Source organism: Pseudomonas sp. PA15(2017) (assembly GCF_001945395.1).
GTDB lineage: Bacteria > Pseudomonadota > Gammaproteobacteria > Pseudomonadales > Pseudomonadaceae > Aquipseudomonas.
In genome coordinates this window covers 31,965-43,772 of record NZ_MSXV01000024.1, presented here as the reverse complement: position 1 = coordinate 43,772, position 11,808 = coordinate 31,965, and the positions used below count along the sequence as shown (strand labels likewise).

General features: G+C 65.1%; 10 protein-coding genes. 5 read left to right on the top strand and 5 right to left on the bottom strand.

Annotation, left to right across the window (positions count from 1 at the left end):
• Positions 1–208: 208 nt before the first annotated feature.
• Positions 209–1,771 (bottom strand): nitric oxide reductase transcriptional regulator NorR, encoded by a 1,563-nt coding sequence (gene norR / locus BVH03_RS08970; protein ID WP_075960841.1) that lies wholly within the window; start codon positions 1,769–1,771, stop codon positions 209–211.
• Positions 1,772–1,929: 158 nt separating this feature from the next.
• Between norR and hmpA the strand changes: the two genes are divergently transcribed.
• Both hmpA and BVH03_RS08960 read left to right on the top strand, forming a co-directional pair.
• Positions 1,930–3,111 carry an NO-inducible flavohemoprotein gene (gene hmpA / locus BVH03_RS08965; RefSeq protein WP_075960840.1) on the top strand — a complete coding sequence of 394 codons (1,182 nt, stop codon included), beginning with the start codon at positions 1,930–1,932 and terminating at the stop codon, positions 3,109–3,111.
• Between the two features lie 20 nt (positions 3,112–3,131).
• A complete protein-coding gene (locus BVH03_RS08960; RefSeq protein ID WP_075960839.1) occupies positions 3,132–4,328 on the top strand; it encodes an NnrS family protein in 1,197 nt (398 codons plus the stop codon).
• Here BVH03_RS08960 and BVH03_RS08955 read toward each other — a convergent pair.
• Positions 4,325–5,548, bottom strand: a complete 1,224-nt coding sequence (locus tag BVH03_RS08955; protein ID WP_075960838.1) for a CaiB/BaiF CoA-transferase family protein — start codon at positions 5,546–5,548, stop codon at positions 4,325–4,327. The genes BVH03_RS08960 and BVH03_RS08955 overlap by 4 nt on opposite strands.
• Positions 5,549–5,622: 74 nt before the next feature.
• Entirely contained in the window at positions 5,623–6,804 is a 1,182-nt protein-coding gene (locus tag BVH03_RS08950) for an acyl-CoA dehydrogenase (RefSeq protein WP_075960837.1), read from the bottom strand.
• A 152-nt stretch (positions 6,805–6,956) separates the two neighbouring features.
• Between BVH03_RS08950 and BVH03_RS08945 the strand changes: the two genes are divergently transcribed.
• Positions 6,957–7,856: a LysR family transcriptional regulator gene (locus BVH03_RS08945; protein ID WP_075960836.1), complete on the top strand. Its 900-nt coding sequence runs from the start codon at positions 6,957–6,959 to the stop codon at positions 7,854–7,856.
• A 30-nt stretch (positions 7,857–7,886) separates the two neighbouring features.
• Here the strand turns inward: BVH03_RS08945 and BVH03_RS08940 are convergent, their stop codons facing one another.
• Entirely contained in the window at positions 7,887–8,408 is a 522-nt protein-coding gene (locus BVH03_RS08940; protein WP_075960835.1) for a DUF962 domain-containing protein, read from the bottom strand.
• 88 nt (positions 8,409–8,496) lie between these two features.
• Between BVH03_RS08940 and BVH03_RS08935 the strand changes: the two genes are divergently transcribed.
• Both BVH03_RS08935 and BVH03_RS08930 read left to right on the top strand, forming a co-directional pair.
• Complete coding sequence (locus BVH03_RS08935; RefSeq protein WP_075960834.1) at positions 8,497–9,180, top strand: Crp/Fnr family transcriptional regulator; 684 nt, start codon at positions 8,497–8,499, stop codon at positions 9,178–9,180.
• 98 nt (positions 9,181–9,278) lie between these two features.
• Positions 9,279–11,234 (top strand): hypothetical protein, encoded by a 1,956-nt coding sequence (locus tag BVH03_RS08930; protein ID WP_075960833.1) that lies wholly within the window; start codon positions 9,279–9,281, stop codon positions 11,232–11,234.
• 18 nt (positions 11,235–11,252) lie between these two features.
• On the opposite strand, the gene BVH03_RS08925 is transcribed toward BVH03_RS08930, so the two are convergent.
• Positions 11,253–11,777, bottom strand: coding sequence for a dihydrofolate reductase (locus BVH03_RS08925; RefSeq protein ID WP_075960832.1), 525 nt, complete (start codon positions 11,775–11,777; stop codon positions 11,253–11,255).
• Positions 11,778–11,808 lie beyond the last annotated feature (31 nt).

Here is an 11,808-nt window from a genome sequence, read left to right as displayed (position 1 = left end):
GATGCCGGCGCATTCTACTCGAATTCGCCGTCCGTGCAACCTTTATTTTAATCTAACTCGTTGATCTACAAGGAGTTTTCAGATCAGGCCGCGCCGGAAGTGGTGCGCATTATAGGCCTCCACGAAATCAGGTCAACCGTTTATTTCATCTAATTGAAATAAAGCTGCCTGACGGGCTCCCTTTATATAAGCAGCAACCCGAACAGGCCTATTTCAGGCCCAGCCGCCTGGCTAGTCGCTGCAGGTTGGCCCGATCGACTGCCAGCTCGCGCGCGACATCCGCCCAGCGCCCGGCGTGGCGATCGAGCGCTGCTTCTATGAGGCGTCGCTGGTAGTCATCCACCGAATCACGAAGCGACTGCCCCACTGACGGCACCTCTGACTCGCCCGCTTCACTCACCTCTTCTTCTATATAGGTGCGATGTGCGGGATGCAGATCCAGCGCACGGCTGTCGATGGTCAGTATCTGCGGACGCTCGACACAGGCCGACAGCGCCTTGATTGCGGCACGACCGATCAGGTGTTCCAACTCTCGGACATTGCCCGGCCAGTCATGCTGCAGCAGCGTCTTCTGCACATTCGGCGCAAGACGCAGGCTGCGTAGCCCCAGGCGCGCACGGTTGTCTTCGAGGAAGTAACCTGCCAGTAGCAGCACGTCGCGCCCGCGCTCACGCAGGGCCGGCACCTTGAGCGGGTAGACGCTCAGGCGGTGATAGAGATCGGCACGAAAGCGCCCGGCACGCACTTCTTCGGCCAGGTCGCGGTTGGTAGCCGCCAGCACACGAACGTCCACCCTGTGCTCGCGATCCGACCCCACACGCTGCAGTTGTCCGCTCTGCAGTACCCGCAGCAGCTTGGATTGCACCGCCAGAGGCAGCTCACCTACCTCATCGAGAAATAGGGTGGCACCGTCAGCCAGTTCGAACTTGCCACGCCGCTCGCTGAGCGCTCCCGAAAATGCACCGCGCACGTGACCGAACAACTCACTCTCTACCAGAGTATCCGGCAACGCCGCACAGTTGATGCTGACCATGGGCCGCGAGGCGCGGGCCGAAGCCCCATGCAGCGCCTCGGCCACCAGTTCCTTGCCCACCCCTGTCTCGCCGCCGATCAGCACCGTCAGGTCACTGCTGCCGACCAGCTCTATCTCCTGCACCAGCGCTTTGTGCCGCGGGCTCTGGCCGATCATTTCTCTGGGCCGCATGGCCGCAGCTGCTTGCTTATAAAGGTCAGCGCGGCGTTGCTCGTCTTCGACACGGCCCATGAGCAGGGAAATGCGCTCACTGGCCGCCACGGTCGCTGCCGCGAGACTGGCGAAGGCTTCCAGCATGCCCAGGTCGACACGACCGAAGCTGCTCGACTGCAGCGAGTCCAGGGTCAGCAACCCCCAGAGCTGCTCCTTCACATAAAGCGGACAGCCCAGGCAGTCATGCACTTCCAGGTGCCCATGCTGCCCTTCCAGCAAACCATCGTAGGGGTCGGGCAGTTCGCAGTCGGCGGCGAATCGGGTAGGCCCACGGTGCTGCAGCAGCTCATACAGGCGTGGATGCTCGCTCACCTTGAAGCGCCGGCCCATGGTGTCGGCACTCAGCCCCTCCACGGACAGCGGCACCAGCACGCCGCCGTCGAGCCTGAGCAGCGCCACCGCGTCACAGGGAAACAGCAGCCGCAATGCAGCGAGCAGACGCCGATAGCGTTCACGCTCAGGGAGCTCGCGGGACAGGTCATCCACCAGCGGGAGCAGGGCGACCAGCAACGGATTCGAGGTCATAAAGACACCATAATAGTCATAAAGACACGGGAGCACCCAAGTCAAAAAGACTCATAGCATGGGCAACCCCAGTAATCCAGCGGCTTCGCGAGTTGGCACGGGATCTGTAATGAGCCAGGTAGAGAGAACATCCATACCTTGCGACAGGAACGATCACCATGCTGAGCAACCAACAACGCGCCATCATCAAAGCCACCGTACCCCTGCTGGAAACCGGTGGCGAAGCCCTGACCCGACACTTCTACGCGATGATGCTCAAGGAGTATCCGCAGGTAAGACCGCTGTTCAACCAGGCCCACCAGGCCAGCGGCGCCCAGCAGCGCGCACTGGCCAATGCGGTGCTCATGTATGCCCGGCACATCGACCGCCTGGAGGCGCTCGGCCCCCTGGTAGGCCAGATCGTCAACAAGCACGTGGCGCTGCAGATCCTGCCGGAACACTACCCGATCGTGGGCAGTTGCCTGTTGCGGGCCATTCGCGAAGTGCTGGGTGAGGAAATCGCTACGGATGAAGTGATCCAGGCTTGGGGCGTGGCCTACGGGCAACTGGCGGACATCCTGATCGGCGCCGAAGAGCAGACCTACAAGGAACACGAACAGGCGCCGGGCGGGTGGCGCGGCTCGCGCCACTTCAAGGTGGTCAGCAAAACGCCCGAGAGTGAGGAGATCACCTCGTTCCTCCTGGCCCCCGTGGACGGCGGTGCCGTGCTACGCCAGCAGCCGGGCCAATACATCGGCCTGCGCATGGTCATCGACGGCCAGGAGCAACGCCGCAACTACTCGCTTTCCGCTCAGGGCAACGGCCGTGAGTACCGCATCAGCGTAAAGCGCGAAGCCGAGGGCAAGGTGTCCAACTACCTGCATGACCATATCCAGGAAGGCGACACCCTGGAACTGTTCCCTCCGGCAGGTGACTTCGTGCTGCGCCCCTCGAGCAAGCCTCTGGCATTGATCACCGCGGGCGTGGGCATCACTCCGGCGTTGACCATGCTGGAAGCGGCCCGCGAGAGCGGCCGGCCGATTCATTTCATCCACTATGCGCGCCACGGCGGCGTGCACGCCTTCAAGCAGTGGATCGAAGAACAGAGCCGTGCTTACCCACAGATCAGTTACCACTTCTGCTACAGCGCCCCGCGTGACGGCGACCAGCCCCATGCCCAGGGCGTGGTCAGTCGCGAACAACTGGCCGACTGGCTGCCGGAAGACCGCGATCTGGACGCTTACTTCCTTGGGCCGAAGCCCTTCATGGCGCAGGTAAAGCGGCACCTGAACGACCTTGGGGTTCCCGGCGAACAGTGCCACTACGAGTTCTTCGGCCCGGCTTCCCAGCTGGACGCCTGAGCACCCAACGAGGTGTCGCGATGCACGGCAAACCCTCACTGATTTCGAATGCGTCCTCTCACCCGGCCGCGCCGGTGCCACTCTGGCGCCTGGGCTTTCGGCCGTTCTTTCTCTTTGGCAGCGCTTTCGCCGTTGTCGCCCTGCTGCTCTGGTCGCTCGCCCTGAGCGGCCACGGTGGCAACTGGAATCCCCTTGGCGGCGTGCTGGCCTGGCATCGCCACGAAATGCCCTTCGGCTTCGCGGCAGCGGTTCTCGCCGGTTTTCTACTCACGGCGGTGCAGAACTGGACGGGGCGACCGGGGCTCAGCGGGCGACCATTGATCGCGCTGTTCGCTCTCTGGCTATGCGCCAGGCTGGCATGGTTGGGCGGCATTCCCCTGGCCATTACCGCGATCATCGAGCTGACGTTCCTGCCGGCCGTTGGCTGGGTACTGGGCCGTCAGTTGTGGCAAGCACGGCAAACCCGTAACTATCCGATGGTGGTCATCATGCTGCTGATGGCCGCCTGCGACGCCCTCAGCATGAGCGGCCTGGCGATGGGCGATGATGCCCTCCAGAGCAATGGCGCCCTGGCCGCGTTATGGCTGGTGGCGTGCCTGATGTGGGCGATCGGCGGGCGGGTGATTCCTTTCTTCATCCAGCGCGGCCTGAATCTTCCGGCGAGCGCTCCCCTACCCGCCTGGATGGATGTGCTGGGGCTGGGCCTCGGCATCCTGATTGCCATCGCCCTGGCTTTGGGGCTGGCAGGCATCTGGCTCGCGCTCCCGTTCACGGCGCTAACGGTGCTGCACGGGATGCGTTTGTGGCGCTGGTACACCCACGGCGTCTGGGGTGTGCCGCTGCTCTGGTCGCTGCTGCTGGCCTACGCCTGGATGCCCATAGCAACCACGCTCATGGCATCGCACCCCCTCAACCTGCCGGTCGCGGCCAGCCTCGGGCACCACGCCCTGGCGGTTGGCGGCCTGGGTGGGCTCATCCTGGCGATGATGGCGCGGGTTAGCCTCGGCCACAGCGGCCGGCCCCTGGTGCCCTCGCCGCTGATGAGCATCGCGTTCGCTGCCATCCACCTCGGTGCGTTGGCCCGCCTGCTGGTGCCGGTAATCGGCAGCACCGGCCTGATGCTCGCCGCCACCGGTTGGGCGCTGGCCTTCACGCTGTTCATCGCCTGCTATGGGCGCATCCTGCTGTCCGCACGGGCCGACGGCCAGCCGGGCTAGATGACGCCTTGCGCGCGTAGTGCCTGAATCTGCGCGGTGTCCAACCCCAATACCTCACCGAGCACCCGCTCGGTGTGCTCCCCCAATAGCGGCGGCGCCTGGCGGTATTCGACGGGGCTGGCCGACAGCCGCAGCGGGCTGGCCACCTGGGGCGCGTTGCCCGCCAATGGATGGGGCAGGTCAAGACGCAGACCCCGGGCGATCACCTGCGGATCGGCGAATACCTGCTGCAGATCGTTGACCGGCCCGCACGGCACACCCGCAGCTTCGAGCAGGCCGACCCATTGCGCGGTGGTACGGAACACCGTGGCCTGGCGGATCAGCGGGATCAGCTCGGCCCGGTGGGCGACACGCTGGCCGTTGCTGGCAAAGCGTGGGTCCGCGCCCCATTCGGGATGGCCGGCCACTTCGCAGAACTTGCGGAACTGGCTGTCGTTACCCACCGTGAGAATCAGGTCGCCATCGGCGGTCGGGAAGGCCTGGTAAGGCACGATGTTGGGGTGGGCATTGCCCAGGCGCTTCGGCGAAACACCGGTAGTCAGGTAATTCATCGCCTGGTTGGCCAGGCACGCCACCTGCACGTCGAGCAGCGCCATGTCGATGTGCTGGCCTTCGCCAGTCTTGTCGCGATGCGCCAGCGCCGCCAGCACGGCGACCGTGGCGTACAACCCGGTGAGGATGTCGGTCAGCGCGACGCCGACCTTGACCGGGCCGCCGCCCTCGCCGCCATAGGGCTGGCCGGTCAGGCTCATCAGGCCGCCCAGGCCCTGGATCATGAAATCGTAACCCGCGCGTTTGGCGTAAGGACCGCTCTGGCCGAAGCCGGTGATCGAGCAATAGATCAGCCGCGGGTTGATCGCCTTGAGGCTGGCGTAATCCAGCCCGTAGGCCGCCAGGCCACCGACCTTGAAGTTCTCGATGAGGATGTCCGATCTGGCTGCCAGCTCGCGCACCAGGCGCTGACCTTCGGCCTGGGTGAAGTCCAGGGTCAGCGACTGTTTGTTGCGGTTGGCGGCGAGGAAATAGGCCGCCTCACTGGTGTCGCGCCCCTCGCCATCACGCAGGTAGGGCGGCCCCCAGTGGCGGGTATCGTCACCGACCTTGGGCCGTTCGACCTTGATGACCTCGGCGCCGAGGTCGGCCAGGTTCTGCCCACACCAGGGGCCGGCAAGCACGCGGGACAGGTCGAGCACGCGCAGATGAGACAGAGCACCGGACATCGCAGAGGCCTCGTACGGAGATGACGCAGGCGCTCCCACGCCAGGCGCGGGAACGATCGACAACCTGGAGCGGCTTAGAAGAACGCCTGGATGCCCGTCTGCGCCCGCCCCAGAATCAGCGCGTGCACATCGTGGGTGCCCTCATAGGTGTTGACCACCTCGAGATTGACCAGGTGGCGCGCCACGCCGAATTCGTCGCTGATGCCGTTGCCGCCCAGCATGTCACGGGCCATCCGCGCGATATCCAGGGCCTTGCCGCAGCTATTGCGCTTCATGATCGAGGTGATTTCCACCGCCGCGGTGCCTTCATCCTTCATGCGCCCCAGGCGTAGGCAGCCTTGCAGGGCCAAGGTGATTTCGCTCTGCATGTCGGCGAGTTTCTTCTGGATCAGCTGGTTGGCGGCCAATGGGCGGCCGAACTGCTGACGATCCAGGGTGTACTGGCGCGCCGTGTGCCAGCAGGCTTCGGCAGCGCCCAACGCGCCCCAGCTGATGCCGTAGCGAGCCGAGTTCAGGCAGGTGAATGGGCCGCGCAGACCGCGCACCTCGGGAAAGGCGTTCTCTTCGGGGCAGAACACGTTGTCCATGACGATTTCGCCAGTGATCGAGGCACGCAGGCCGACCTTGCCGTGAATGGCCGGCGCCGACAGGCCTTCCCAGCCCTTTTCCAGCACGAAGCCGCGAATCTCGCCGGCATCGTCCTTGGCCCAGACCACGAAGACATCGGCAATCGGGCTGTTGGTGATCCACATCTTGTTGCCGGTCAGGCGGTAACCGCCGTCGACCTTCTTGGCGCGGGTGATCATCGAGCCCGGATCGGAGCCGTAATTCGGCTCGGTGAGGCCGAAGCAACCGATGTACTCGCCACTGGCCAGCTTGGGCAGGTATTTCTGCTTGGTCGCCTCGCTGCCGAATTCGAAGATCGGCACCATCACCAACGACGACTGCACGCTCATCATCGAGCGATAGCCGGAGTCGACACGCTCCACTTCGCGGGCAATCAGCCCGTAGCACACGTAATTGAGGCCGCTGCCACCGTAGGCTTCAGGAATGGTCGCGCCGAGCAGGCCGGTTTCGCCCATCTCGCGGAAGATCGCCGGGTCGGTCTTTTCATGACGGAAGGCCTCGAGCACCCGCGGCGCCAGCTTGTCGGCAGCGAATTGCTCGGCGCTGTCACGCACCATGCGCTCTTCTTCGGTGAGCTGCTGGTCGAGCAGCAGTGGGTCGATCCAGTTGAAGCTTGCCTTGCCGGCCATCGCGAAATCCTCGGGCAGTAACCTGTGGGCTGAGCCTAAAAGCCTAGCCGGCTGGTCGCAAACGACTAATCTGCACGCTGCTGTGCAAAAAGCTCACTCCGAGATAGCCTGAATATCACTAAAACCCCCTATCCAGTGAGGTACTTGCACAGATGCGTCGCAAGATTCCCAGCACCGCAGCGCTGGTCGCCTTCGAGGCCTCCGCTCGCCACCAGAGCTTCACCCGTGCAGCCGATGAGCTGGCGCTGACCCAGGGCGCGGTCTGCCGGCAGATCGCCGGGCTCGAAAACTTTCTAGGCGTGGAACTGTTTCGCCGCTCGCGCCGCGGCGTACTGCTGACCGAAGCGGGCACCGCCTATGCGGCCAAGGTGGCCGCGCAGCTCGATGCCGTGGAGCGCGACACCCTGGCGCTGATGGGTGCCCAGGGCGCCATGAGCCTGGAACTCGCCGTGGTGCCGACCTTCGCGACGCAATGGTTGCTGCCGCGCCTGAAGGACTTCCAAAGATTGCACCATGAAGTCACCGTGCACCTGACCAACCGCACACGGCCGTTCCTGTTCGCCGATACCGGCTTCGATGCGGCGATCTACTTCGGCGATGGCGACTGGTCGGGTACCGAGGCGCATTTCCTGATGCCCGAACACCTGACGCCGGTGTGCAGCCCGACGCTGCTCGGCGGCCAGCCGGCCACCGTCGAGCGCATCGCCGAACTGCCGCTGCTGCAGCAGAGTACCCGCCCCTACGCCTGGCGCCAGTGGTTCGCGGCGCAGGGGCTGAACGTCAGTCGCGACATGACCGGCCCGCGCCTGGAACTGTTCTCGATGCTCGCCGAGGCGGCCCGCCACGAGATGGGTGTGGCGTTGATCCCGCCGTTTCTTATCCAGCGTGAGTTGACCGACGGCAGCCTGGTGGTCGCCCTCGATCGACCGGTGCCGGACGGCGGCCGCGCCTATTACCTGACCGTTCCGGAGCGCAAGGTCGAGTCGGCGGCGTTGCAGGCCTTTCGTGACTGGCTGCTGGGGCAAGCCCAGCAGTACCGGGCGCAGGGCTGATCAAGCGCTTAGCAGAACCAGCCGGCGACCTCAGGCCACCTTGCGCTCACGTATGCAGGTCGGCCCGGCCCGCTCGACCACCTGATGCTCGACCTCCTGGCGCAGGCCGAGCAGAAAGGCCGCCTCGGCGACCACGAACAGCGGCCCGATGATCAGCCCCATCAGGTCATCGACGAACGCCGGCTTGCGGCCCTCGTAGAAATGGCCGATGAACTGAATGATCCAGCCAACCACGAACAGTCCCAGGCCCATGCTCAGCCACAGTACCGTGCCGGCCATCGCCAACCCGGCGCTGAACCACAGGCACAACCCCAGCAAGGCGCCCATCACCAAACCGAAGCGGACGTCCAGGCGCAAGTAGAACAGCGTGCTGAGCAGCGCGGCCAGGGTGGCCGGCGAGAGCCACAGCCCGGCCATGACAAAGCCCGGTCGCGACAGCAGCACGGTCACGGCCAGCACGATCATCGGAATGCCGACGAAGTGGGTGACGATATTGCGCCGGTCGCGGTGATAGGCCGCGTATTGGGCGAGGTGATCCACCAGGGTTTTCATTGTTGTTATCCTCTCGGGGTGCGTGCCACCTCATCATGGCGCGGCTCGTGCGCCAGCACTGTCAGCTAGCCGACAAAGCGGAATTTGCATGAACGATCTGCGCGACACCTTGCTTCAAGGCCAATGGTTCGCCGCGTTGCCGGCAGCCCTGCAACAAGCGCTGCAGACGCAAGGCAAGCTGCTGAGCCTGGAGGCCGGGCAACGCCTGTTCAGCCGCGGCGATGCGCCCAGCGGGCTGTACGCCGTATTGAAGGGCGCCATGCGCGTCGGCAGCGTGGGTGCCGATGGCCGGGAAGCGTTGCTGGTGCTGGTGGAAGCGCCGCACTGGTTCGGCGAGATCGCCCTGTTCGACGGCCAGCCGCGCACCCATGACGCCGTCGCCGAAGGCGCCAGCACCCTGCTGCACGTATCCCAGGCGGGCCTGCTGGCCCTGCTCGACACGCATCCCGCCTACTGGCGCGACCTCGCCCTGCTGATGGCTCACAAGGTGCGCCTGGCCTTCATCGCACTCGAGGAGATCAGCCTGCTGCCCGCTGCGCAGCGCCTGGCGCGGCGCCTGCTGCTGATCGCCGAGGACTATGGCGAAACCCAGGGCCCGCGGCGCATCATCCACCTGTCCCAGGAGCAACTGGCGGCGATGCTGGCCATCTCCCGGCAGACCGCCAATGGCGTGCTCAAGGACCTGCAGGCTCGCGGTATCGTCAGACTGACCTATGGCGAAATCGAGATTCGCGACCTGGGTGAACTGCGCAAGGCCGCACACCAACCATGAAGCTTTTGTGACAGCAGAACCAATGGCCAAGCGCCATGTCCCTATTGATTCTCCAAACCACAGGCCGCTGAACAAACATCGGCCGCGAACATCCTGGGATGCCGTTGCCAGACTCTGCCCGCGTTACCAACCTGCCCGACGTACTTGCCGGCCCGCTACTGCGCCGGCTGGAGCCGGGCCGCCTGGTGCTCTGGCTGGTCGCCAGCCGCCCGCTGCAACTGACCCTGCGCCTGGCGCCCGGCGAGCAGCCCGCCAGGGATTATCCGTTGGGCGACGATGCCTGCCAGCGCCTGGTGGTCGGTGAGCACGCGGTCATCCACCTGATCGACCTGCACCTCGACACGCCGCTGCCCCATGACACCCGGATCGACTACGACCTGCTGATCGACGGCACCCGGGGCATCGCCGAGTGGGCCGCGCACCTGCTATACGATGGCGCGACCGGTCCCAATTTCGTGCTGCGCGCGCGCATCGATCAGCTGCTGCATGGCTCCTGCCGCAAACCGCACCATGCCGCCAATGACGGGCTACTGTGTGCCGACCGCCGGTTGGCCACGCCCCATGCGCCCCACGAGCGGCCCGCGCTGCTGATGCACAGCGGTGACCAGGTGTACGTCGACGATGTCGCCGGGCCGATGCTGTACGCCATCCATCAATTGATCGAGCGCCTGGGCCTGTACCACGAATGCCTCGAAGGCGCCGTCGTCGACGACAGCGCCGAGCTCTACCGTCACCCGGCCAGCTATTACCACCGTGCCGACCTGCTGCCCGCGCTGAAGGGCAACGAAACCCTGCGCGAGCGCTTTTTCGGCGGCACGGAAAAACCCATCTTCACCAGCAGCAATGCCGACAACCACCTGGTCACCCTGGCCGAAGTGCTGGCCATGTACCTGCTGGTCTGGTCACCCACGCCCTGGCAGCTGCTCGACGACGCGACGCCCGAGCTGAACGCCGAAGACGCCCAGCGCTACGACAGCGAGCGCGCCTGCATCGCGGCATTCGTCGACAACCTCGGTGACGTGGCGCGGGTGCTGGCGCATCTGCCGAACCTGATGATCTTCGATGACCATGACATCACCGATGACTGGAACCTGTCGGCGCAGTGGGAGGAAACCGCCTACGGCCATCCTTTCTCCAAGCGCATCATCGGCAATGCGCTGATCGGCTACCTGCTGTGCCAGGGCTGGGGCAACGACCCGGATGCCTTCGCCGAACCGCTGGCCAATGCCCGAGCGCTGTGCGAGCGAGCGCGAGAAACCGGCCTGGACAGCCCGGCCCAGGACCGCCTGATCGACGAGTTGATGAGCTTCCAGCACTGGCATTACGTGCTGCCCAGCAGCCCGGCGCTGCTGGTGCTCGATACCCGCACCCGCCGCTGGCGCAGCGAGCGCAACCTCAAGCGTCCCTCCGGGTTGCTGGACTGGGAAGCGCTCAGCGAACTGCAGCAGAACCTGCTCGACCACCCGAGCGCGATCATCGTCTCGCCGGCGCCGATGTTCGGGGTCAAGCTGATCGAAGCCGTGCAGCGGGTATTCAGCTGGGCCGGCCACCCGCTGATGGTCGATGCGGAAAACTGGATGGCCCACCGCGGTGCGGCCAGCGTGATGATGAACATCTTCCGCCACTCGCGCACACCCCGGGACTACGTGGTGCTGTCCGGCGACGTGCATTACTCGTTCTTCTACGAGGTCAAGGTACGCCACCGGTCACGCGGCCCAACCATCTGGCAGATCACCAGCAGCGGCGTGAAGAACGAATTCCCACGCCGCCTGCTGGACGTTTTCGACCGGCTCAATCGCTGGCTGTACGCGCCCTGGTCACCACTCAACTGGCTGACCAAGCGCCGGCGCATGCAGGTTTTCCCGCACATTCCCAAACACAGCAGGTCGGGCGAGCGGCTGTGGAATTCCGCAGGCCTCGGGCAGGTGTTCTTCAATGCCAAGGGCCAGCCGAGCCAGGTGTTCCAGCTCAACGCCGACGGCTCGCCGCGAACCGAATTCATCGACGACCGCGACGAAGTGGCCGAGCCCGGCGAAGCGCCGAAACGCGTTTGAGCGCGGCGCCGTCGCGGGCTAGCGGCGTGCCCAGGTTTCGAAACGATGCGCGGGCGCCACATCGGTGGCCGCCTGCTCGTCGCATTCGACGCGCTGCCACTGCGCCTCGTCGAAGGCCGGAAACCAGGCGTCGCCCTCCGGCTGCAGCGCTACCCGGGTCAGGTACAGGCGGTCGGCACCCGGCAGCGCCTGTTCATAAAGCTGGGCACCGCCGATCAGCATCACTTCCTCGACACCTTGTTCGCGCGCCCAGGCTTCGGCGCGCTGATGCGCGGCCTCGACCGTGGCGAAGACTTCCGCGCCGTCGAGCTGCAGGCCTGCCTGGCGACTGACCACCAGGTTGAGGCGCCCCGGCAACGGACGGCCGAGAGAATCCCAGGTCTTGCGACCCATGATGATCGGCTTGCCGAGGGTCTTGGCCTTGAAGTGCTTGAGATCCGCCGGCAAGTGCCACGGCAGTTGATTGTCGCGGCCAATCACGCGGTTTTCGGCGAGGGCGGCGATCAGGCAGAGTGGGAGTCGAGTCGTCATGGCGGCGAGCATAGCAGAGGGCCGCCTGCCGTCGCATGACTTG